The sequence below is a fragment of the Streptomyces mayteni genome, assembly GCF_054783955.1.
Genome location: NZ_BAAGPR010000007.1, coordinates 91,965 through 114,879 on the forward strand (window position 1 = coordinate 91,965; position 22,915 = coordinate 114,879).

Here is a 22,915-nt window from a genome sequence, read left to right on the forward strand (position 1 = left end):
GGTGGGGCGCGCGCCGTGGCCTCCGGAGGCCACGGCGCGCGTCCCCTTTCCACGTCGGGAAACGGAGCAGCAGCATGCCGTCGTTCGCCTTTCGCCGGGTCACCGAGTCGGACTTCCCGCTGTTGCGGGGCTGGCTGGCCGAGCCGCACGTGGCCCGCTGGTGGCACCACGAGACCACGCCGGAGGCGGTGGCCCGCGACTTCGGTCCCGCGGCCAGGGGCGAGGAGCCGTCCGACGACCTGCTGGCGCTGCTCGACGGCCGGCCGATCGGCCTGGTGCAGCGGTGCGCGTTCGCCGACTACCCGGAGTACCGGGCCGAGCTCGCCGCCGTGGTGCCGGTGCCCGAGGGCGCGGTGACCCTGGACTACCTGATCGGCGATCCTGCCCTGGTGGGCCGCGGCCTCGGCTCCGCCATGATCTCCGCCGCCACCGCGCTGACCTGGGAGGAGCTGCCGGCGGCGCGCTGCCTGCTGGTGCCGGTGGTGGTCGCCAACCCGACGTCCTGGCGGGCGCTGGAGCGGGCCGGGCTGCGCCGCGTCGGTGAGGGGGAGCTGACTCCTGACAACCCGATCGACGACCGCGACCACTACGTGTACCGGATCGATCGACCGGGGGTGACGGGCTGAGGAGGTCGTCCGGAGGCCGCGCCGCCCGTCCCGTTCTACGCTCGAAGACGGAGCGGGAGGAGGTCGGTCATGACCGAGCGACCCGGGTCGCGCTATCTGCCGATCGCCGACCACGGCCTGATCGGCGACCTGCGGAGCATCGCGCTGGTGGGCATCGACGGCACCATCGACTGGTACTGCTGCCCCCGCTTCGACTCCCCCAGCGTCTTCGGCGCCATCCTGGACGCCGACCGCGGCGGCAGCTTCGAGCTGGCGACCGACGTGCCGGCCCGCACCAAGCAGTTCTACTTCCCCGACACCAACGTGCTGATCACCCGGTTCTTCGCGAGCGACGGGGTCGGCGAGGTGCAGGACTTCATGCCGGTCACCGGCAGCTCGGACGGCCACGACGACCGGCACCGGCTGCTCCGCCGGGTGGTGTGCGTGCGCGGCACGGTGCCGTTCCGGGCCAGGGTCGCGCCGCGTTTCGACTACGGCGCCCAGCCGCACACCCTGCGCATGCTGGACGGGCAGGCGGTCTTCTCCTCCCCCGACCTGACGCTGGCGCTGACCTCCACGGCCCCGATCGAGGGCGACGAGCGCGACGTGTGGTCGCGGTTCACGCTGTTGGAGGGCCAGTCGGAGGTGTTCGCGCTGGACCGGATCGAGGGCGGGGAGCCGCCGCGCGCCTGCCCGCGCGCCGAGGCGGAGGAGGAGTTCGCCACCACCGTCGACTTCTGGCGGCGCTGGCTCTCGTCGTCCCGCTACCGGGGTCGGTGGCGCGAGATGGTGCACCGCTCCGCGCTGACGCTGAAGCTGCTCACCTACGCGCCGACCGGCGCGATCGTGGCCGCGCCCACCACCAGCCTGCCGGAGCAGATCGGCGGCGAGCGGAACTGGGACTACCGGTACGTCTGGATCAGGGACGCCGCGTTCGCGGTCTACGCGCTGCTGCGGCTCGGCTTCACCGAGGAGGCCGACTCGTTCATGGCCTTCCTCTCCCAGCGGCGGGGGCAGCGCGATCCGGGGCCGACGGGCCCCCTCCAGATCATGTACGGCATCGACGGGCGCACCGAGCTGCCGGAGCGCGAACTCGGCCATCTGGAGGGGTACATGGGCTCCGCCCCGGTGCGGGTGGGCAACGCGGCCGCCGCCCAGCTCCAGTTGGACATCTACGGCGCGCTGATCGACTCGATCTACCTCTACGACAAGTGGGGGCAGCCGATCTCCAGCGACCGCTGGGACGAGGTCACCGTGCTGGTGGAGTGGGTCTGCGGCAACTGGGACCAGCCGGACGACGGCGTCTGGGAGACCAGGGGCGGGCCCAAGCGGTTCCTGTACTCGCGGCTGATGTGCTGGGTGGCCATCGAGCGGGCGATGCGGATGGCCATCCACCGCGGGCTGCCGGCCGACATCCCGCGGTGGCGGGAGAGCCGGGACGCCATCTACTACCAGATCATGCGCCGTTGCTGGTCCGCGGAGCGCCGGGCCTTCGTGCAGCACGAGGAGGACGACGTGCTCGACGCCTCGGTGCTGATGATGCCGCTGGCCAAGTTCATCTCCCCCACCGACCCCAAGTGGCTGTCCACGCTTGACGCGTTGAGCGAGGAGCTGGTCTCCGACTCGCTGGTCTACCGCTACGACCCGCGGGTCAGCCCCGACGGGCTGCGCGGCGAGGAGGGCACGTTCTCCATCTGCTCCTTCTGGTACGTGGAGGCGCTGGTGCGGGCCGGGCGGCCCGAGGAGGCCAGGCTGGCGTTCGAGAAGATGCTGACGTACGCCAACCACCTTGGCCTGTACGCCGAGGAGATCGGGCACACCGGCGAGCAGCGCGGCAACTTCCCGCAGGCGTTCACCCATCTCGCCCTGATCAGCGCGGCGTTCAACCTGGACCGCGCCCTGGGCTGAGCCGGCGGCCCAGGTGGTGTCAGGTGGTGTCAGATGGGCGGGTAGAGCGCGTAGTCGGCGAAGTTGCCGTGCAGTCGTTCGCCCGGCGGGCCCTGGGTGACGGCGTGCACCAGGAGTTCGCCGCCGACGAACGCGCCGTGCCAGGAGGCGCCGCGGCCGCCGAACGGCTCGGCGCGGTCGCCGCGCGAGCGGGGCGCGTTGACGCCGACCTTGAACGCCTGGAGCTGGCCGGCGAGTCGGCCGGCGGTGGCCGGGTCGTCGCAGGCCAGGGAGGCGACGAGGGCGCCGTTGCTGGCGTTCATGGCGGCCAGCAGCTCGGCCTCGGTGTCGACCAGCACGATGGTGTCGACCGGGCCGAACGGCTCCTGGTGGTGCAGCGGCGAGGAGGGTGGCGGGGAGAGCACGGCGGCGGGCGGCAGGTAGGCGGCGGTGTCCTGTCCCGGCAGGAAGCGGCCGTCGGTGAGCCGACCGCGGTGCAGCGGGACGCCGCCGCGGGACACCGCCTCGGCGACGAAGCCGGCCAGTTCCTTGGCCTTGGCGTCGTTGATCAGCGGGCCGAAGGCGAGCTCGGGTGGCTCGTCCTCGGGGTGCTCGACGGCCAGTGGGTGGCCGAACTCCACGGCCCTGACCGCCGGCAGGTAGGCGGCGAGGAAGGCGTCGAAGAGGTCGCGCTGGACGACGTAGCGCGGGTAGGCGGTGCAGCGCTGCTTGCCGTACTCGAAGGCCCGGCGGACGTGCCCGGCGAGCAGCTCCCAGTCGCTGAACTCCCACACCCCCCAGCAGTTGAGGCCCTCCTGCTCCAGGATGTGCCGGGTGCGGGTGGCGGCCAGCGCGGCGGCGACCCGGCCTCCGGCGCCGCGGCCGCCGACGAAGTTGACGCAGCCCACGGCCGGGGCGCCGACCAGCGCCGGGGAGAGCTCGGCGCCGGCGCCGCTGACCAGGGTGAGCGGCAGGCCGTGCCGGGCGGCCAGGGCGCAGGCCAGGGTGAGGCAGGCGGTGCCGCCGTCGGTGGGGGTCTTGGCGATGGCGGCGTTGCCGGCCAGTACCTGCACCAGCATGGCGTGCATCAGCACGCTCATCGGGTAGTTCCAGCTGGCGATGTTGGAGACCGGGCCGGCCAGCGGGGCGCGGCCGGCCAGCATGGGCTCGATCTCGTCCAGGTACCAGCGCACCCCGTCGAGGCAGCGGTCCACGTCGGCGCGGGCCAGCCGCCAGGGCTTGCCGATCTCCCAGACCAGCAGCAGCGCCAACAGGTCGCGGTGGGCCGCGAGTTCGTCGACGGCGCCGGCGACCCTGGCGCGCCGCTCGGCGAGCGGCAGCCGGCTCCAGTCCCGGTGTCGGTCGAGGGCGGCCAGCACGGCGCCGCGGGCGGCGGCCGCGTCCAGGGCCGGCGGGCCGAGGATGGGGCGGCCGTCGACGGGGCTGGTGGCGGGGGCCGGGACGCCGTCGGGGTGCCAGCCGCCGCCGTGCAGGTTGAGCGCCCGGTCGTCGTGGAACGCCTCGGGCGCGACGCGCAGGGCGTGGGCGAGCGCGTCGGTCCAGTCGGCGCCCCGCTTGAGCCGGTAGCCGGTCACAGCTCGGCCCCCTGGCCCGTCTCGACGTCGGAGACGTCCTGGACGGGCGGCCCGGTGCGCTGGACGTGCTGCCAGCCGAAGCGGCCCTTGATGCAGAGGTTGCCGTGGGTGACGGAGTTGTCGTGCGGGGAGGTGACCCGGACGATCTCCTGGGCGCCGTCCGTCATCTCCTGGACGTGCAGGGTGAGCGAGCAGCCGGTGCCGCAGAAGGTGCACAGCGTGGTGGTCTCGGTCTGCGCCGACTCGTCCCAGGTGCCGGCGGCCCGGTGGTCGTACTCGGCTTTGAAGCTGAGCGCGCCGGTGGGGCAGACCTCGATGCAGTTGCCGCAGTAGACGCAGGCGGAGTCGGGCAGCGGGGCCGCGTACTCGGTGGAGATGCCGGCGTCGAAGCCGCGCCCGGCGACGGTGAGGGCGAAGGTGTTCTGCCACTGGTCGCCGCAGGCGTCGACGCACTTGTAGCAGAGGATGCACTTGCCGTAGTCGCGGACGTAGAGGTCGTTGTCGACCTTGGCCGGCTGGGCGACGGTGGCCGCGGCGGCGCCGTCGGTCTCCTCGTGTTCGCCCGGCCTCGCGTGGCCGGTCCGCGGTGGGGCAGGCGGGCCGAAGCGGGCGGGCTCGGCGCCGTACTCGGCCATCCACTCGGCGACGTTCGGCGTGGTGGACAGGTCGGAGGCGGAGCCGAGCAGTTCGAGCACCAGCTTGCGGCTGTGCCTGGCCCGCTCGGTGGCGGTGCGCACCACCATGCCGGGCTCGGCCCTGCGGGAGCAGGAAGGCACCAGGGTGCGGGAGCCCTCGACCTCGACCATGCACAGCCGGCAGACGTTGGCCGGGGTGAGCGTGTCGCCGTGGCAGAGGGTGGGCAGGTCGCCGCCGGTGGCGCGGACGGCGTCCAGGATGGTGGCGCCCTCCGGGACCAGCACGGTGGTGTCGTCCAGGGTGAACTCCACCATGCGGCGCGGGAGTCCGAGGTCGATGGCGGTCATGTGGTTCCTCCCGTGGGGGCCTTGCCGTCCGGGTCGGCGAGCAGGCCGAGGCGGTCGAGGGCGGACTCGATGGCGTTCCACGCGGTCTGGCCGAGGCCGCAGATGGAGGAGTCGCGCATCACCTGGCCGACCTCGCGGAGCAGCGAGGTGTCGGCCGGGTCGCGGGAGCGCACCAGCCGGTGCAGGGCCTCCTCCTGGCGCACGGTGCCGATCCGGCAGGGGACGCACTGGCCGCAGGACTCGTCGCGGAAGAAGGCGGCGATGCGGAGCAGGATGTCGGCCAGGTCGGCCCGGTCGTCGAGGGCCAGCACGACGCCTGAGCCGAGGGTGGTGCCGGCGGCCCGGGCGTCCTCCAGGGTGAGCGGCAGGTCGAGTTCGTCGGCGCGGACGAAGCCGCCGGCGGCGCCGCCGAGCAGCACCGCGCGCAGGTCGCGGCCGTCGGCCACTCCCCCGGCCAGGTCGAGGAGTTGGCCGAGGGTGGTGCCGAACGGCACCTCGTAGACGCCGGGTCGGCGGACGGCGCCGGAGAGGCAGAACAGCTTGCTGCCGGTGGACCGTTCGGTGCCGATCCTGGCGTAGGCGGCGCCGCCCTCCGTCAGGACGAGCGGGATGTTGGCCAGGGTCTCGATGTTGTTGACGGCGGTGGGCTTGCCGAACAGGCCCTTCTCCACGGGGAACGGGGGCTTGCTGCGCGGCTCGCCCCTGAAGCCCTCGATGGAGTTGAAGATGGCGGTCTCCTCGCCGCAGATGTAGGCGCCGGCGCCGCGCCGGATCTCGATCTCGAAGTGGAATCCGGGGTGGCCCATGACGTCGCGGCCGAGGAAGCCGCGGCGCCTGGCCTCGGCGATGGCGTGCCTGATCCGGTGCAGGGCGCGCGGGTACTCGCCGCGCAGGTAGAGGTAGCCGCGGCGGGCCCCGATGGCGAACCCGGCGATGGTCATGGCCTCGACGACGGCGAAGGGGTCGCCCTCCAGCAGCACCCGGTCCTTGAAGGTGCCTGGCTCGCTCTCGTCGGCGTTGCAGACCAGGTAGTGCGGGGTCTCCGGCTGGGCGGCGGTGGCCGACCACTTGCGGCCGGTGGGGAAGGCGGCGCCGCCCCGGCCGGTGAGCCCCGAGTCGGTGACCTCGCGGATGACGGCGCCCGGGCCGATCGTCAGGGCGCGGCGCAGCGCGACGTAGCCGTCGGCGGCCCGGTAGGCGTCGAGGCTGCCCGGGTCGACGGTGCCGACCCGGCGCAGCAGCCGCAGCCCGGCCTCGCCGGCCTGGGGCACGGAGGCGGCGACGGGCGGCTCGCGCTCGATGAGGTCGAGTCCTGTGGGGTCGGGGCCGACGCGCGGTCCGGTGCGGGCGGCGGCCAGCAGTTCGTCGGCGTCGGTGGGGGCGAGCACCTCCTCGGCGGCGACCTCGCCGGCCTGGAAGACGAGGGCGGCGGGGGCGCGTTCGCAGACACCGAGGCAGGGGCTGCGCAGCCACTGGAGGTCGCCGGTCTCCTGCCCGGCCGGGCCGAGTTCGCGCTCGGCGGCCGCGGCGAGGCCGTCGGCGCCCGCGGTCTTGCAGGCGAGATCGGTGCAGACGTGGAGCACCCGGCGGGGGCGGGGGGTGAGGGAGAACAGCGAGTAGAAGCTGGCGACGCCGTAGGCGCTGGCGGGCGGGATCTCCAGCCGGTGGCAGAGGTGTTCGAGGGCGCCGGGGCTGATCCAGCCGATCCGCTCGTGCACCGCGTGCAGGGCGGGCAGCAGCAGGTCGCGGCGGTGGGCCGGCGCCTCGGGGTCGTCCGGCTGGGCGGCGAGCGCGGCGTCGACCGCGTCGCGTTCCGGCTCGGTGGCCGTGGCGCCGCTGAAGTGCAGTTCCATGGTGCGCTCCTGGTGGGAGGTCCTGTCCTGTTGGTCTTGTCGGATCAGCCCGCGGCGTCAGACGCGGTGCATCGCAAGGCGCCGGATCGCAGCTCATACTTGGCCGTATTCGCGCGATTCGGTAACGCAGCGAGGTGCCGTGTTTGGGGGCGCCTCCCAGGCCGCCAGGCCTGGGGGAGTCGCGGGCCCGGCAAGACCGACAGGACAGGGCCTAGACGGCCGGGACGGGGTCGAGGCGTTCGACGCGGATGGCGCTGGCCTTGTACTCGGCGGTGCCGGCGATCGGGCAGGTGGCCTCGATGGTGATGGCGTTGACGTCCACCTCGTCGGGGAAGTGGAAGGTCATGAAGGCGAGCCCGGGGCTGAGCCCGGAGTCGAGCCGGACGGGCGCGACGATGGAGCCGCGGCGGGAGCTGATCCGCACTTCCTCGCCCTCGGCGACGCCCAGCGCCTCGGCGTCCACCGGGTGCAGGTCGAGGGTCTCGCCGCGGCGGCGCGGGGAGTCGAAGCCGCCGGACTGGACGCCGGTGTTGTAGGAGTCGAGGCGGCGCCCGGTGGTGAGCCGCAGCGGGAACTCGTCGGTGAGCTCGTCGACCGGGGGGCGGTGTTCGAGGACGGTGAACGGGGCGGGCCGGCCGCGGAGTTCGGGGTCCTCCTCCCACAGCCTGGCGTGCAGGTAGGAGGGTTCGACGGTGTCCTCGTCGTAGCAGGGCCACTGGATGCCGCCGTGCTCCAGGCGGGCCCAGGAGATGCCGGCGTGGTTGGGCGCGAGGGAGCGCATCTCGTCCCACGCCTGCTCGGGGGTGTACCGCCAGTCGTGGCCGAGCCGGCGCGCCATGTCGCAGAGGATCGCGATGTCGTCGCGGGCGCCCGGCGGCGGGTTGAGCGCCTTCCTGACCCGCTGGACCCGGCGCTCGCTGTTGGTGAAGGTGCCGTCGGTCTCGCACCAGGCGGCGCTGGCGGGCAGCACCACGTCGGCGAGCTGGGCGGTCTTGGTGAGGAAGATGTCCTGGACGACGAGGTGGTCGAGGTTGGAGAGCCGCTTCACGGTGTGCTGGCAGTCGGCCTCGGACTGCACCGGGTTCTCGCCGATGATGTAGCAGGTGGTCATGTCGCCGCGCTCGATGTGGTCGAGCATCTGGGTGAGGTTCCAGCCGTAGCGCGGCTGGATGGCGCGGCCGTAGGCGAGGCCGAACTTCTCGCGCACGGCGGGGTCGAGGATGTCCTGGAAGCCGGGCATCCGGTTGGGGATGGCGCCCATGTCGCCGCCGCCCTGCACGTTGTTCTGGCCGCGCAGCGGGTTGAGCCCCGCGCCGTACCGGCCGACGTGGCCGGTGAGCAGGCCCAGGTTGATCAGCGAGAGCACGTTGTCGGTGCCGTTGTGGTGCTCGGTGATGCCGAGGGTCCAGCACAGTTGGGCACGGTCGGCGCGGGCGTAGACGTGGGCGAGTTCGCGGATCAGCTCCGCGGGGACGCCGGTGACCTCCTCGGTGCGGGCCAGGGTCCAGGGCTCGGCGGCGGCCGCGTAGGCGGCGTGGTTCTCGGTGCCGCGCTCGATGAAGGTGCGGTTGGCCAGGCCGGCGTGGATGATCTCGCGGGCGATGCCGTAGGCGAGGGGGATGTCGGTGCCGACGTTGAGCGGCAGGTGGCGCTCGGCGAACTGCGCGGTGGTGGTGCGGCGCGGGTCGACGACGAAGAGCCGGGCGCCGTTGCGCATGCCGCGCAGCACGTGCTGGAAGAAGATGGGGTGCGCCTCGCGGGCGTTGGAGCCCCAGAGCACGATGACGTCGGTGTCCTCGATCTCCTGGTAGGAGGAGGTGCCGCCGCCGCTGCCGAAGGCGTGGGCGAGTCCCGCGACGCTCGGCGCGTGGCAGGTGCGGTTGCAGGAGTCGACGTTGTTGGTGCCGATCACGGCGCGGGTGAACTTCTGCGCCAGGTAGTTCAGTTCGTTGGTGGAGCGGGCGCAGGAGAACATGCCGAAGGCGTTCGGACCGTGTTGCTCGGTGTTGCGCCTGAAGCCCTCGGCGGCACGGCTCATGGCCTCCTCCCAGGAGGCCGGGCGCAGCACGCCGGCGTCACGCACGAGTGGCTGGGTGAGGCGGGTGTAGTGCTCCCGGCGGCGCTTCCGGTCCTGGCGGGCGCGCTGGCCCGGCTGGTTGGCGGTCATGTCGGTTCGGCCTTCCGTGCTGGTGTGGTGAGTTCCTGTGCTGCGGCCGTGGCGTGGCCGGTCGCGGCGCCGGCGAGGGCGCCGGTGGTGCTGGTGCGGGCGAGGAGGTCGACGGCGGCGTGCACGTCGCGCAGGGTGGGCGCGGGCACGCCGGTGAGCTCGGCGAGTTCGACGACGGCGCCGAGGATGGCGCCCGTCTCCATCTCCTTGCCGGCCTCCAGGTCCTGGAGCATCGAGGTCCTGTGGTGGCCGACGCGTTCGGCGCCGGCGATCCGGCGGTCGATGGAGACGCCGGGGGCGCTGCCGGTGGCCCGGGCCACGGCGAGGGTCTCGGCCATCATGGTGCCGACCAGCCGGCGGGCGCCGGGGTGGGTGGCGATCTGCACCATGGTGGCGCGGGTGAGGGCGCTGAGCGGGTTGAAGGCGACGTTGCCCATCAGCTTGATCCAGATGTCGTTGCGCAGGTCGGCCTCGACGGGGCACTTGAGGCCGCCGGCGACCATGGCGGCGCTGAAGTCGAGGCAGCGGCGGGAGATCCGGCCGTCCGGCTCGCCGATGGCGAAGCGGGTGCCCTCCAGGTGGCGGATCACGCCCGGCTCGGCGATCTCGGTGGAGCAGTAGACGACGCAGCCGATGGCGCGGCGCGCCTCGATCACGGTGCTGACGGTGCCGCCCGGATCGACGGCCTCGATGCGGCGGCCTTCGAGGGCGTGCCCCGCCAGGCCGTGGAAGTACCACCAGGGGATGCCGTTCTGGGCGGCGATCACCGCCGTGTCCTGGCCGAGCAGCGGCTGGAGCAGCGCGCCGCAGTTGGCGTACTGCTGGGCCTTCAGGCCGAGGAAGACGTAGTCGACGGGGCCCACCTCGGCCGGGTCGCCGGTGGCGGGCGGGTGGGCGCGGAAGTCGCCGCGCGGGCTGAGGACGGTGACGCCGCGTTCGGTGAGCGCGGCCAACTGGGCGCCACGCGCCACCAGATGGACGTCGGCGCCGCCGCGGTGCAGCGCCGCCCCGACATAGGCGCCGATGGCTCCGGCGCCGAGCACTGCCACTCTCATTCGCTGCCCCCGATCTCGGTCGGGTGTGGGCCCCTGAGGGGCAGGGATTGCATACAGTATTCCAGAGATCATCGCGCCGGGACAGGTCCCGGACGGCACGGACCCGCGCCGGTTTCTCCCAACTCCGGCCTCAGATCACGCCGATCGCCCGAAGGCCGGCCACCTGTCGTGCGGTGTAGCCGAGTTCCCGATAGACCTCGTCGTTGTGCTCGCCGAGCAGCGGCGGCCGGCTGATCTCCACCGGGGAGTCGGAGAGCCGCAGCGGGGAGCCGACCGTACGGAAGGCGCCCCGTTCCGGGTGCTCGACCTCGACGACGGCGCCGACGGCGGCCAGCGTCGGGTCGTCGATCAGCTCCCGGGTGGACATCACCGGCGCGCAGGGGATGCCGCGTTCGGTGAGCACGTCCATCACCCACCACTTGTCGCGCCGCTCCGTCCACTCCTCGACGAGCGCGAACACCTTGTCCAGCTTGGCCTGCCTGGCCTCCTGTGTCGACCAGCCCTCGTCGTCGGCGAGTTCGGGCCGCCCGATCAGCCGGGCCAGCGTCGCCCAGCTCTGCGGCTGCACGATAACGTAGACGTAGTCGTTGGGCCCGCCGGGCGCGCAGCGCAGCGCCCAGCCCGGCTGGCCGCCGCCCGAGGCGTTGCCGGCCCGCGGCACCTCGGACCCCGAGGGGCGGCCCGGGTACTCGGCCAACGGGCCGCGGTCCAGCCGCTGTTGGTCGCGGAGCTTGACCCGGCAGAGGTTGAGCACGGCCTCCTGCATGGTGACCTGGACCCGCTGGCCCTGCCGGGTGACGGTGCGCTGGTAGAGCGCGGCGAGGACCGCGGCGACCAGGTGGATCCCGGCGCCCGAGTCCCCGATCCCGGCGCCGCTCGCGGTGGGCGGGCCGTCGGGGAAGCCGGTGGTGGCCATCGCGCCGCCCATCGCCTGGGCGATCATCTCGTACCCCCGGACGTCGGCGTGCCGGCCGGGGCCGAAGCCCCTGATGCTGGCGTACACCAGCCGGGGGTTGAGCCGGCGCAGCTCGGGCCAGGGGAAGCCGAGCCGGTCCACCACGCCGGGGCCGCGGTTCTCGACCAGCACGTCCGCCCTGGCGACCAGGCGGCGGAACAGCTCCTTGCCCTGGCTGGTCTTGAGGTTGAGGGTGATGCTGCGCTTGTTGCAGTTGAGCATGGCGAAGTAGAGGCTGTCGACGTCGGGCACGTCGCGCAGCTGGCCGCGCGCGATGTCGCCGCGCCCCGGCGTCTCCAGCTTGATCACGTCGGCCCCCAGCCAGGCGAGCAGCTGGGTGGCGGAGGGGCCCGACTGGACGTGCGTCATGTCGAGCACCCGCACCCCCGCCAGGGCCTTGGATGCTTCGGTGCCGGCTGCCTCGGTCATGTGGGCGTCCCCTCGCTGGTCTGTCCCGACGTGGCGCGATTGGAGATTGCATACCGTATGCAGTAGCCCATATGGTCGCGGCTGTCGACGGCGGCTGTCCAGGGTTCGGCAGGGGCATATTTTTGAGGCCGGGGGGTTGGGGTGGGGGGGGCGGGCCGCGGGGCCGTCAGTCGGGCACGTCCACCCCGGTCCCGTCGGTCCTGATCCGGTCGCCGGCCGCCGGATCGGCCGCGATCGGCGGCACGTTGGCGAGGGTCAGCTCGGGTGCCCGGCCGGGCTCGCCGCCGCGCGGGGTGGTGCGGACGACCTGGCTGGGCGGCAGCGGGCGGCCTTCGGTCAGGTGCTCCCACATCAGGTCGAGCGCCTGCTGGTAGTAGTAGCCGAGCGGGACGTAGCGGTTGTCGAAGCCGGCCGCCGTGCTGTCGCTGTGGTGGGCGTTGGTGACCTCCAGGTAGGAGAGACCGCTCGCGCCGCCCTCGGCCCGGGCGTTGAGGCCCAGGTAGGGGCGGGCACTGTGGTTGACGGGCACCCGGGCGTCGTCCCGGCCCTGGACGATCAGCGCGGGCCTGCCGTGCAGGTCGCCGTCCCGCCTGGTCTGATCGAGCCCCCTGGCGACCCGGTCGGCCCAGGCCCGCTCGGCCGGGTCGGCGCCGGCGCCGGTGCCGGCGCCGGCGCCCGTGCCGAACGCCAGCCGGTAGACGCACCGTTCGCCGGCCAGGTTGTAGTCGGGGCGGCCGTCGGGGCCGAGGGAGCGCCGGTCGGCGACCGGGCCGCCGAACGAATCGTCATTGATCAGCGTGCCGGGCGCCGGGGCCCGGCCGCCGCTGGTGGCGAACGCGGCGGCGAGCTGGTCCCGCGGGTAGGGGGCGGGGCGGCCCTCGGCGTCGGTGGCGGCCCAGCTGTAGCCGCAGAGCGCGTCGGCGGCGGAGGCACGGGCGAAGCTCATCTCGTAGGACACCGGCGTCTGCGGGTCGTAGTGGCTGGCCTGGAGATACCCGGAGCGCGGCTGGAACCCGGCGCGGACCAGGGCCCGTTGGGCGAGCTCCGGCAGCCCATCGGGCCCGGCGGCGGCCGCGTCCCAGCGGGAGATCAGCCGGGGGTCGTCGCCGACCAGGGCGGCGCAGCGGCGCTCGGCGGCGGCCTGGTCGAAGGAGTCGTAGCCGGGGGCGTCCGGCTCGGCGAGGATCGCGCAGGGCTGGAGCAGCGCGGCCAGCGCGCCGTAGCGGATCAGCGGCATCCCGGCGGCCGGCACCGGGACGCCGCCCTGCCGCACGGTGCTGCCGCGCGGCGGTTCGACGTTGAGCTGCGGCGCGGCGGCGACCACGGCGTCGATCAGGCCACGCCGGTCCTCCTCGCCGGCCGCGAGGACGGCCCCGCCGCCGTTGGAGACGCCGGCCGCGATCACCGTAGTAGTGGCCGCGGTGTAGCCGGCGGTGGGGCCACCGGCGCGGTGGTCGCGGTTGAGCAGCGCCAGCGCCAACTCGACGGCGCGCACCGTGTCCCGGCCCCAGCCGGCCTGCGGGTTCCGGCCGGAGTGCGCCTGCTTGAACGCCACCCGGTGCGGGCTGTCCGCGTCGTAGCGCGCCAGCTCGGCCGCGTTCAGACCCGCGTCGAAGACGGCGCGGTCGCCGAGTTCGGCGCGCGGGCCGGTGGTGCCGTCGACCGCCATCACGGTGTCGGAGCCAAGGTCGTGGAAGCCGGGGCCCATGCCCTTGTCGGTGTAGGCCACCGCGCAGCCGCGGTGCAGCGCCCAGGCGCCGGCGCCGCCGAGGGCCTGGTAGGCGCCGAGCAACCCGGCGGACGGCGCGGCCACCACGCAGGGCCTGGCCCTGTTCAGGTCGTCCGGCACCTGGACGACGAAGGTGACGGACGCCGACCCGGTGCCGGCGGTGGCGGTGTACTCGGTGCCCGCGATCCGCCCGTCGCCCGGCACCGGGCGCCCGTCGGGGCCGATATCGGGCCCGTAGAGGCGGCCGAGTCCGCCCGAGTCGTCGCCGGCGAGGCCCGCCGCGCCCCAGACGGCGCGCCGCCGCAGCTCGGCCGGGGTGGGGTGGTCCGGGTCGGCGAAGGACGGCGGCTCCGGGTCGCGCAGCCCGTCGAGGCCGAGGCCGGCGGTGAGCAGGTCGTCGCCCACACCGTCGAGGTGCCGGGCGGTCAACGAGGTGACATAGGAGGGGAGTCGGGCCTCGCCGCCGGCCGGCGCGGCCTGGGCGGCCGGGGTGAGGAAGACGGCGGCGAGCAGCAGGCCGGCGAGCACACCGGCGCGGCACCGGCGGCGGGAGACGTGCACCATGGTCGGACTCCGTTCAGAGCGCGAAGGCGCCGGTCAGCAGGGCGCCCGCGGTCATCACCAGGGTGGTGGCGAAGGCCCAGCGGAAGATGAACCGCTGGTGCTCGCCGAGGGACACCCCGCTCATGCCGACCAGGATGAACGTGGAGGCGGTGAGCGGGCTGAGCGGGAAGCCGGTGGTCATCTGGCCGAGGATGGCGGCCCGTCCGACCTCGGCCGGATCGGTGCCGGAACCGGCCGCGGTCTCGGCGAGCACCGGGAGCACGCCGAAGTAGTAGGCGTCCGGGGTGAACACGAGGCTGAGCGGCATGCCGGTGACGGCGACCAGCACCGGCAGGTGGCCGGAGAGCGAGCCGGGTATGACGTCGACCAGCGCCCTGGCCATCTCGTCGATCATCCCCGTGCCGGTGAGGACGCCGGTCAGCACGCCGGCCGCGAAGATCATGGTGGTCACCAACACGACGTTCCTGCCGTGCCGTTCGAGCAGCGCCTGCTGCCCCTCCCAGGTGGGGTGGTTGAAGACCAGGGCGACGGTGAAGCCGAGGACGAAGAGCACCGGCAGCGGCATGACCTCGGCGATCAGCGCCACCATCAGGGTCACGGTGAGGACGAGGTTGACGACGGTGAGCCAGGTCGGCGTCGTCGGCTCGGGCAGCCGCAGGGTGCCGGGCCCCTCCCCCACCCGGGCGCCGGCCTTCCCCTCGGGCTGGTCGAACTCCTCGGTGACCGCCGGCCGTTCGTCAGGGCCGAGGGCGGCGAGCCGGCGCCGCTCGCGGCGGCCGATCAGCCAGGAGGCCAGCAGCACCCAGCCGATGCCGAACGCCATCGCCGGCAGCACCGGGGTGAAGATGTCGGAGCTCTCCAGGTCGAGCGAGGCCATCGCCCGCACCGTCGGCCCGCCCCAGGGAATCATGTTCATCACCCCCGCTCCCAGGCAGACCACGCCGGTGAGCACCAGCGGGCTCATCCCGAGCCGCTTGTAGACGGGCAGCAGCGCCGAGATGGTGATCAGGAAGGTGGAGGCGCCGTCGCCGTCCAGGGCCACGCACATGGTGAGCACCGCCGTGCCGACCGTGATCCGCAGCGGATCGCCCTGCGCGAACCGCAGGATGCGGCGGATCAGCGGATCGAACAGGCCGGCGTCCACCATCAGGCTGAAGTAGAGGACGGCGAAGGCGATCATGATGCCGGTGGGGGCCACCCGGGTCAGCCCCTCCAGGATCAGGTCGCCGAGCTCGCCCGCGTGGCCGCCGACCAGCGCGGCCAGCACCGGCACCAGCACCAGGGCCACCAGCACGGAGACCCGTTTGGTCATGGTCAGCAGCAGGAAGACGGCGATCGTGGCGAAGCCCAGGGTTGCCAGCATGGGTGGCTCGCTTTCTCGGGTTACGGCCCCCGGCGGCGGCGGACGGGGCGGCGCCACGGGGGCGGCCCCGGCGCGTTGCTGGAGAGTGTCCGAGCAGCGACAGATCAGAGTCCAGCATCAAACCGAGATTCATTCATGCGATCTACGCATCATTGCGGTGGGATCGGCCTATGCTCGCCAGCCATGGATGCCACGCTGCGCCAGCTCGCGGCCTACGCCGCCGTCGCCCGCGCCGCCAGCTTCACCGCGGCGGCCGCCGAGTTGCACGTCTCGCAGTCCTCGCTCAGCCGGGTGGTCGCCGACCTGGAGCGGCTGCTCGGCGCGCAGCTGCTGGAACGCAACACCCGCAACGTGCGGTTGACCCCGGCCGGCGTCGAGGCGCTGCGGGTCGCCGAGCAGGTCATCACCGCGCACCGGGCCGGCATGACCGAGCTACGCCGCTTCCTGCAGGGCGAGTCGGGCACGGTCACCGTCGCCACCCTGCCCTCGGTCGCCGCGGTACTGCTGCCGCGGGTGATCTCCGGCTTCCGCGCGGCCCACCCCCGGGTTTCCGTGCGGCTGCTCGACGGGCTGGAACGCGCCGTGCTGGGGCGGGTGTCGGACGGCGACGCGGACTTCGCGATCACCACCGTCGGCCGCCCCTCGGACCACCTGCTGGGACGGCCACTGATCCGCGACCGGTTCGTGGCGGTGCTGCCGGCCGGCGACCCGCTGACCGAGCGCGCCGAGGTGCGCTGGCGCGACCTGGCCGACCGCCCGTTCCTGGCCGTCGGCCGCGACTCCAGCGTCCGCCGGCTGACCGACGCGGCCTTCGGCCAGATCGACGCGACGGCCGCGCCGGCCGCCGAGGCGGTCAGCGTCGCCACGGTCGGCGGCCTGGTGGCCGCGGGGCTCGGCGTCACGGCGCTGCCCGCGCTGGTGCTGCCGCTGCTCGGCGCGGGGCCCGTCGTCACCCGGCCGCTGGTCGAACCCGCGGTGGACCGCCGGCTCGACCTCGCGCTGCGCACCCGGCGCACGGTGCCGCTGGCCGCCGAGCGGTTCCTCGGCACCATCGAGGAGTTCCGCGCCTCGGGGGACGAACTCCCGGCCGGCGTCTCCTGGGCCTGAACGCCACGGATCCCCGATTCATGCGAGATACGCATGGATTCAGGCACGTCTTTTGCTGGACGGGCATCGCTGGAGCTGGGCACGCTGAGGAGGCCCGCTCCGTCGAAGGGCGGAGCGGAGGTCGACGGTGTGAGGAGCGCGGGTGCCGGACGAACAGGCTGAAGCACGGCGGGAGCCGGCGGGCGGGCCCCGGCAGGGGCAGTTGCGCGGGTTGCGGGTGGTCGAGTTCGCCCATGTGGTGGCCGGTCCGCTGGCCGGCTCGATGCTCGCCGACCAGGGCGCCGAGGTGGTGCACGTCGAACCGCCGGGCGCCGGTGACCCGGCGCGCGCCATGGGGCCGCGCCGGGACGGCGTGCCGCTGTGGTTCAAGGTCGCCGGCCGGAACAAGCGGTCCGTCACGCTCGACCTGCACCGCGAGGCGGGCCGGGCGGTGGCCGGCCGGCTGATCGCGTGGGCCGACGTCGTCATCGTGACCATGCGGGCCGGCAGGCTGCGCTCCTGGGGCCTGGACTGGGAGGCCGTGCACCGGCTCAACCCCCGGGCGGTGCTGCTCCAGATATCCGGCTACGGCGCCACCTCCTCGCGGGCCGACGCCCCGGGCTTCGGCAAGATGGGCGAGGCCAGGAGCGGCGTCGTCCATCTGACCGGCTTCCCTGACGGGCCGCCGGTGCACACCGGCTTCTCGCACGGCGACGCGGTGACCGGGCTGATGGGCGCCTACGCGGTGCTCGCCGCGCTGCACCGCAGGTCCACCGACCGGGAGTTCGACGGCGAGTGGATCGATCTGGCCCTGTTCGAGCCGCTGTTCAGGCTGGTGGAGTGGCAGGTCATCGTGCACGACCAGCTGGGCGAGGCCCCGGAACGGTCGGGCAACCAACTCGCCGTGGCGCCGGCCGCGGTGATCAACACCTACCGGTCGGCGGACGGCGAGTGGATCACCGTCACCTCGGCCACCCTCCGTTCGGTGCGCAACGTGGCCCGGCTGCTCGGGCTGCCGGACGAGGAGTTCGCCACCGTCGAGGCCCAACACGCCGGCCGCGCCCGGCTCGACGCCGGGCTGCGGGAGTGGGTCGGTGAACGCTCCACCGACGTCTGCCTGGCGGCGTTCGCCGAGGCCGAGGTGGTGGCCTCCCGGGTGTTCAGCGCGGCCGACATCGCCGAGGACCCGGTCTACGCGGAGCGCGGCGACATCGTCACCGTCCCCGACCGCGACCTGGGCCCGGTGCGGATGCAGGCGGTGCTCCCGCACTTCAGGCAACGGCCGGGCGAGGTGTGGCGGACCGGGCCGGCCCTCGGTCAGGACAACCGGCTGGTCTACCGCGAGTGGTTGGGGATCGCCGAGGCGGAGCTGACGGAACTGGAGCGGAACGGTGTCATCTGAACCCAACCCGACGACCCACCGGACGACCCACCCGACGACCCACCTGGCGCGGCCGCCGCTGCGCTCATTGCTCTTCGTGCCGGGCACCAGGACCGACTGGCTGCCCAAGGCGGCGGCCGCCGGTGCGGACGCCGCGATCCTCGACCTGGAGGACGCGGTCGCCGAGGCCGACAAGACGGCAGCCACCGAGCGCGTCGCCGAGGCCGTCGAAGCGGCCGGCGACGGCATGGCGCTGTTCGTCCGGGTCAACCCGCTGGACCGCTGGCGGGCGGCCGAGCAGCTGCGGGCGGTGGCGCGCCCGGGGCTCGCCGGGATCGTGCTGCCGAAGGTGGCAGAACCGGAGCAGGTGCGGTTCGCGGACCGGCTGCTGACCTGGTGCGAACGCGAACACGGCCTGCCGGACGGGGCGTTCGCGCTGGTGCCGCTGCTGGAAACCGCCCGCGGGCTGCGCTCGGCCTTCGAGATCGCCGCGGCCGCCCCCCGCGTCGGCTACGCCGGCGCGCTCACCGCGCCGGGCGGCGACGTCGAGCGGGCGGTCGGCTACCGCTGGACCCCGGAGGGCGAGGAGACCCGCGCGCTGCGCTCCCGGGTGCTGCTCGACGTCCGAGCGGCCGGCGTGGCGCATCCGGTCGGCGGGCTGTGGACCCGGATCGCCGACCTGGCGGGGCTGCGGGCCTTCGCCGAGCAGAACCGCGGCCTCGGCTACGCGGGGCTGATGGCGATCCACCCCTCCCATGTCCCGGTGATCAACGCGGTGTTCTCGCCGAGCCAGAACGAACTGGCCCGCTGCGCACGGCTGGTGGCCGCCGTGGCGGCCGGGCAGGCGGCCGGGGCCGGGGCGGTGGTGTTCGAGGGCGAGATGGTGGACGAGGCGATGGCCGCCACCGCCCGCCTGCTGCTGGCCAGGCACGACACGCGTGCCGCGAGGCCGTGAGGCCGCCCGGGGGCCGCCGCCGCACGGCGCTCCGCGCCGTGGCGGCGCCGGGGTGTGGCTCCGCCGCGTAGGCCCGGCCACGCGAGAACCGTGCGCTCAAGCCCCCGGCGGGGCGTCGTGCAGGATCCGCTGGAACAGCACGTGGTCCCGCCAGTCGCCGGCGATGTGCAGGTAGCGGGGGGCGAGGCCGATCCGCTCGAACCCGTTCTTCGCCAGCACCCGTTGGGACGCCACGTTGTGCGGCAGGGTGCCGGCGCCGACCCGGTGCAGCCCGAGCCGGTCGCGGGCGTCGGCGAGGACGTGGGCGACGGCCGCCCCGGCGAGGCCGCGGCCGGCGTGGTCGGCGGCCACCCAGTAGCCGAGGCTTCCGCTCTGCAGCGGGCCGCGCACGATGCCGGTCAGGGTGGCGACACCCACCACCCGGTCGCCGTCCTCCAGCAGCCAGGGCACGACGCGGCCGGCGGCCGCCTCCGCGGCCTGCTCGCGGAGCCGCGCGGCCTGGCCCTCCGGGGTGTAGAAGAAGTCGGGCCGGTGCGGCTCCCAGGGCGCCAGATGGGCGCGGTCCCGCACGAGGGCGGCGCTCAGGGCGACATGGTCGTCCGCCCGGGCGGGCCTGAGTCGTACGCCGCCGCCGAGGTCCGCGATCCCCGCGGTGCCGTTGTGCATGTCCGCATCATCGCAGCAGGCGGCGGCGTGCCCTCGCCGGTCAGTTCTTCCGGGCGACGCCGCCGACCATCAGGCGCTGGGCTATGGAGAGCGGCGTGGCGACCGGTCCGTCGGGACGCCACATCGGCAGTGCCACCACGCCGGGGTCGAGCAGCTCGTACCCGTCGAAGTAGGCCGTGATCTCCTCCATGGTGCGGAAGCGGCCGGTGCCGAGGAACTCCAGCATCGTCTCCTCCACGGCGCGGGCCTCGGGGCCGGTGTCGCAGAAGGCGGTGATCATCAGGTGGCTGCCGGCCGGCACCGCGTCCATGTACGCGTCGACGATGCCCTTCGGGTCCTCGTCGTCGTGCAGGTGGTGCAGGATCCCGATCAGCAGCACGCCGACCGGCCTGTCGAAGTCGATCAGCCGGCGCACGCTGGGGTGGGCGAGGACCTTCTCCGGCTCGCGCAGGTCGGCGGTGACGACGGCGGTGTGCTCGTTCTCCTCCAACAGCGCCCGGCCGTGGGCGAGCACGATCGGGTCGATGTCGACATAGACCACCCGGGACTCGGGGTCGTGACGCTGCGCCACCTGGTGGGTGTTCTCCAGCGTCGGCAACCCGGCGCCGAGGTCGAGGAACTGGTCGATGCCGGTCTCGGCGGCGAGGAAGCGCACGCCCCTGCCCAGCACCGCGCGGTTGAACCAGCCCACGTCGCTGATGTGCGGCATGTCGAGCCGCACCTGGTCGGCGACCACCCGGTCGACCTCGTAGTTGTCCTTGCCGCCGAGCACCGCGTCGTAGACGCGGGCGATGCTCGGCCTGCTCAGGTCGATGTCCGCCGACTGGCCCGCCGCCGAGCCGCCATCCTGCTCCACCACCGAAGCTCCGTCTCTCAGTCTCTGGAGTTGCCGCTGTTACCCATGGGTTCGTGCCCGGTCAGAGTAACCCGAACGAGTGAGGCCAAGGCCCGGGGTTCGTCGGGTTCGAGCAACCGTAACGCCCCACGTTTCACGGCAGGTTACGGGCGTTCAGCGTGGCCGGTTCCCGACGGGGGTTCCACCCCGGATCCGGATACCTTCCCAGGGAGCGAAATGTATGCGGACGAACGCGATATCGCTGCGGAAGGGCGGTCAGGTATGGCGCAGGAAGTGCGGGGCGTCATCGCACCGGGGAAGAACGAGCAGGTCCGGATCGTGAAGGTGCTGGTACCTGACCCTGGCCCGGGCGAGGCGGTGGTGCGGGTGCTCGCCTGCGGGGTCTGCCACACGGATCTGCACTACCGGGAGGGCGGCATCACCGACGACTTCCCCTTCCTCCTCGGGCACGAGGCGGCCGGCACGGTCGAGGCGGTCGGCCCCGGGGTCACCGAGGTGGCACCCGGCGACTTCGTCATCCTCAACTGGCGTGCGGTGTGCGGTCGCTGTCGTGCGTGTCGGCGCGGGCGGCCCTGGTACTGCTTCGACACCCACAACGCGACCCAGCGCATGACCCTGGAGGACGGCACAGAACTGACACCGGCGCTCGGCATCGGGGCTTTCGCCGAGAAGACGCTGGTGGCCGCGGGCCAGTGCACCAAGGTGGACGGTTCGGTGTCCCCGGCGGTGGCCGGGCTGCTGGGCTGCGGCGTGATGGCCGGGATCGGCGCCGCGATCAACACGGGCGGCGTCGGCCGCGGGGACAGTGTGGCGGTGATCGGCTGCGGCGGGGTGGGGAGCGCGGCGGTGCTCGGCTCCCGGCTCGCGGGCGCGGCCCGGATCATCGCGGTGGACATCGACGATCGAAAACTGGCCTGGGCACGGCAGTTGGGCGCCACCCACACCGTCAACTCCCGCGAAACCGACCCGGTCGAGGCGATCCGCGAGCTGACCGGCGGCTTCGGCGCCGACGTGGTGATCGAGGCGGTGGGCCGCCCGGAGACCTACCGGCAGGCGTTCTACGCCCGCGACCTGGCCGGCACGGTGGTGCTGGTGGGCGTGCCGACGCCGGAGATGACGATCGAGCTGCCGCTGCTCGACGTGTTCGGCCGGGGCGGGGCGTTGAAGTCCTCCTGGTACGGCGACTGCCTGCCGTCCAGGGACTTCCCGATGCTGATCGATCTGCACCTGCAAGGCCGGCTCGACCTGGGCGCCTTCGTATCCGAGACGATCGCGCTCGACGAGGTGGAGCCGGCCTTCGCGCGGATGAGCACCGGCGAGGTGCTGCGCTCCGTCGTGCTGCTGTAACGCTCCGCTGGAGGTGCGGGCAGGCAACCGTGGCCGCCCGTGCCAGCGCCCCGGACTTGGCCCGGCAGCGTGACGTTAGGCCCACGTCGACCGGTAGCTGATGGGCACAGCGTCACACTCAACACCCGAACGGGGCGGGCCGTCGGCGGTTCAGTCGACCCGCACCAGCCGGATGTCGCACCCGGTGAACCGGGAGTACCAGGTGACGGCCCGATCCGCCGACGACAACCGCAGCGTCCGCTGGTCCCCCTCCCCCAACACGAGCGCCCTGCCGTCCTCGTACTCCAGTCCCCAGGCGACCACGGCCGCGTCTCGACCGCCGTCCTCCAACGTCTCCTCGGCCACGACGCCGAACATCTTGGGCGCCGTCTCCACGACGAGTGCGCGCAACTCGCGCTCGTAGCTGGCCGGGTCATTGAGCAGGTCAGGAACCATCACGGAAGTCTCCCGTCACGTAGGGGATTTGATACCTTGCCCTACGTGAACCATAGAGTGGTCGAGCGTCACCTTCCATAGAACTTCGATATATTTCTCAACGCCACTCGTGTGGGTTACCCACTGGGATCCGAGATGGAGAGCAGGATGGCTCAAAGCAAGCTTCCGCCCTCGATTCGCCAGCGCCGCTTGGGGGTCGAGCTACGACGCATGCGCAATCACGCGGAACTCACGACAACCGACGCCGCGAGGCTGCTGGGCTCATCGCAATCCCGCGTCAGCAGCATCGAGTCCGGTAGCTATGCCGTGAGCGCAGACCGGGTACGTGCCACCGCTCGCGCCTACAACTGCTCGGACGAAGCCCTGATCGCGGGGCTCGCCATGATGACAGGCGGCCGGAGCCGGGGATGGTGGGAGGAGTACCGCGACATCCTGCCCGGAGACTGGCTTGACCTCGCGGAACTGGAGCACCACGCCACCGGCATCCGAGTGGGCTCCGTCATCCATATGCCAGGCCTGCTCCAGACAAGGGAGCACGCCCGGGCCGTCTTCGATGAGGTCGTTCCGCCGCTTACGCCGCCCGAAGTCGAACACCGAGTCTCGCACCGGATCAAACGCCAAGGCGTGATCTACGGCGACACCCCCACCCCGTTCACCGCGATCATCCATGAGGCGGCGCTACGCATGGGCTTTGGCGGAACAGTCGTGTCGCGCAAGCAACTTGAGCACCTGGTCGAGATGAGCGAGCGGAAACACATCACCGTACTTACCGTCCCCTTCGGCGCGGGCGCCTTCCCAAGCTCAGGCCATGGCATCATCTATTTGGAGGGGGACGTGCCCAAGTTGGACACTGTCCAACTCGATACCGATCACGGCCCGGCCTTCGTGGACACCGAGCCCCACCTGGTCAAGTACCGGACGGTGTTGGATCGGATGCATGCATGCGCACTCGGGCCGAAGGAATCACGCGACCTGATCCATCACATCGCGCAGAGCACCTGAGA

At 73.1% G+C, this 22,915-nt stretch carries 17 protein-coding genes and 1 pseudogene; 7 read left to right on the forward strand and 11 right to left on the reverse strand.

What is annotated here, in order from left to right:
* Positions 1–74: 74 nt before the first annotated feature.
* Both ACYVPE_RS05605 and ACYVPE_RS05610 read left to right on the forward strand, forming a co-directional pair.
* Positions 75–626: a GNAT family N-acetyltransferase gene (locus ACYVPE_RS05605; protein WP_461032268.1), complete on the forward strand. Its 552-nt coding sequence runs from the start codon at positions 75–77 to the stop codon at positions 624–626.
* A 69-nt stretch (positions 627–695) separates the two neighbouring features.
* The gene (locus ACYVPE_RS05610; protein WP_461032269.1) at positions 696–2,513 is read left to right on the forward strand and encodes a glycoside hydrolase family 15 protein; all 1,818 of its coding nucleotides are present in this window, start codon (positions 696–698) and stop codon (positions 2,511–2,513) included.
* Positions 2,514–2,542: 29 nt separating this feature from the next.
* Here the strand turns inward: ACYVPE_RS05610 and ACYVPE_RS05615 are convergent, their stop codons facing one another.
* From ACYVPE_RS05615 to ACYVPE_RS05650, 8 genes and pseudogenes are all read right to left on the reverse strand, one after another.
* Complete coding sequence (locus tag ACYVPE_RS05615; protein WP_461032270.1) at positions 2,543–4,087, reverse strand: aldehyde dehydrogenase family protein; 1,545 nt, start codon at positions 4,085–4,087, stop codon at positions 2,543–2,545.
* Positions 4,084–5,070 (reverse strand): 2Fe-2S iron-sulfur cluster-binding protein, encoded by a 987-nt coding sequence (locus tag ACYVPE_RS05620; protein ID WP_461032271.1) that lies wholly within the window; start codon positions 5,068–5,070, stop codon positions 4,084–4,086. The genes ACYVPE_RS05615 and ACYVPE_RS05620 overlap by 4 nt, the downstream gene beginning before the upstream one ends.
* A complete protein-coding gene (locus ACYVPE_RS05625; RefSeq protein ID WP_461032272.1) occupies positions 5,067–6,923 on the reverse strand; it encodes an NAD(P)H-dependent oxidoreductase subunit E in 1,857 nt (618 codons plus the stop codon). The genes ACYVPE_RS05620 and ACYVPE_RS05625 overlap by 4 nt, the downstream gene beginning before the upstream one ends.
* A 211-nt stretch (positions 6,924–7,134) precedes the next feature.
* Positions 7,135–9,090, reverse strand: a complete 1,956-nt coding sequence (locus ACYVPE_RS05630) for a molybdopterin oxidoreductase family protein (RefSeq protein ID WP_461032273.1) — start codon at positions 9,088–9,090, stop codon at positions 7,135–7,137.
* Between the two features lie 89 nt (positions 9,091–9,179).
* Positions 9,180–10,145 (reverse strand): annotated as a pseudogene (locus ACYVPE_RS05635) (2-dehydropantoate 2-reductase); the annotation flags it as partial.
* Positions 10,146–10,275: 130 nt separating this feature from the next.
* The gene (gene frc / locus ACYVPE_RS05640) at positions 10,276–11,529 is read right to left on the reverse strand and encodes a formyl-CoA transferase (protein WP_461032274.1); all 1,254 of its coding nucleotides are present in this window, start codon (positions 11,527–11,529) and stop codon (positions 10,276–10,278) included.
* Between the two features lie 166 nt (positions 11,530–11,695).
* Positions 11,696–13,822, reverse strand: a complete 2,127-nt coding sequence (locus ACYVPE_RS05645) for a 3-hydroxybutyrate oligomer hydrolase family protein (RefSeq protein ID WP_461032275.1) — start codon at positions 13,820–13,822, stop codon at positions 11,696–11,698.
* A 13-nt stretch (positions 13,823–13,835) separates the two neighbouring features.
* Positions 13,836–15,185, reverse strand: a complete 1,350-nt coding sequence (locus ACYVPE_RS05650; RefSeq protein WP_461032276.1) for a CitMHS family transporter — start codon at positions 15,183–15,185, stop codon at positions 13,836–13,838.
* Positions 15,186–15,368: 183 nt separating this feature from the next.
* Here ACYVPE_RS05650 and ACYVPE_RS05655 point away from each other — a divergent pair, with 183 nt between their 5' ends.
* The 3 genes from ACYVPE_RS05655 (at position 15,369) to ACYVPE_RS05665 (ending at position 18,607) form a co-directional block, all read left to right on the forward strand.
* On the forward strand, positions 15,369–16,292 hold the full coding sequence (locus ACYVPE_RS05655) for a LysR substrate-binding domain-containing protein (RefSeq protein WP_461032277.1): 924 nt from the start codon (positions 15,369–15,371) through the stop codon (positions 16,290–16,292).
* A gap of 142 nt (positions 16,293–16,434) precedes the next feature.
* Positions 16,435–17,673 carry a CaiB/BaiF CoA transferase family protein gene (locus ACYVPE_RS05660; RefSeq protein ID WP_461032278.1) on the forward strand — a complete coding sequence of 413 codons (1,239 nt, stop codon included), beginning with the start codon at positions 16,435–16,437 and terminating at the stop codon, positions 17,671–17,673.
* The gene (locus ACYVPE_RS05665; RefSeq protein WP_461032279.1) at positions 17,663–18,607 is read left to right on the forward strand and encodes an HpcH/HpaI aldolase/citrate lyase family protein; all 945 of its coding nucleotides are present in this window, start codon (positions 17,663–17,665) and stop codon (positions 18,605–18,607) included. Before ACYVPE_RS05660 ends, ACYVPE_RS05665 begins: the two co-directional genes overlap by 11 nt.
* A gap of 96 nt (positions 18,608–18,703) precedes the next feature.
* Here ACYVPE_RS05665 and ACYVPE_RS05670 read toward each other — a convergent pair whose 3' ends face one another.
* Together ACYVPE_RS05670 and ACYVPE_RS05675 are read right to left on the reverse strand one after the other, a co-directional pair.
* The gene (locus ACYVPE_RS05670; RefSeq protein ID WP_461032280.1) at positions 18,704–19,273 is read right to left on the reverse strand and encodes a GNAT family N-acetyltransferase; all 570 of its coding nucleotides are present in this window, start codon (positions 19,271–19,273) and stop codon (positions 18,704–18,706) included.
* Between the two features lie 40 nt (positions 19,274–19,313).
* Positions 19,314–20,132: an SAM-dependent methyltransferase gene (locus tag ACYVPE_RS05675; RefSeq protein ID WP_461032281.1), complete on the reverse strand. Its 819-nt coding sequence runs from the start codon at positions 20,130–20,132 to the stop codon at positions 19,314–19,316.
* 258 nt (positions 20,133–20,390) lie between these two features.
* Here ACYVPE_RS05675 and ACYVPE_RS05680 point away from each other — a divergent pair, with 258 nt between their 5' ends.
* A complete protein-coding gene (locus ACYVPE_RS05680) occupies positions 20,391–21,476 on the forward strand; it encodes an S-(hydroxymethyl)mycothiol dehydrogenase (RefSeq protein WP_461032282.1) in 1,086 nt (361 codons plus the stop codon).
* A gap of 150 nt (positions 21,477–21,626) precedes the next feature.
* Here ACYVPE_RS05680 and ACYVPE_RS05685 read toward each other — a convergent pair whose 3' ends face one another.
* The gene (locus tag ACYVPE_RS05685) at positions 21,627–21,911 is read right to left on the reverse strand and encodes a hypothetical protein (RefSeq protein ID WP_461032283.1); all 285 of its coding nucleotides are present in this window, start codon (positions 21,909–21,911) and stop codon (positions 21,627–21,629) included.
* A gap of 147 nt (positions 21,912–22,058) precedes the next feature.
* On the opposite strand from ACYVPE_RS05685, the gene ACYVPE_RS05690 reads away from it, so the two are divergent.
* Positions 22,059–22,913, forward strand: coding sequence for a helix-turn-helix domain-containing protein (locus ACYVPE_RS05690; RefSeq protein ID WP_461032284.1), 855 nt, complete (start codon positions 22,059–22,061; stop codon positions 22,911–22,913).
* Positions 22,914–22,915: the final 2 nt, after the last annotated feature.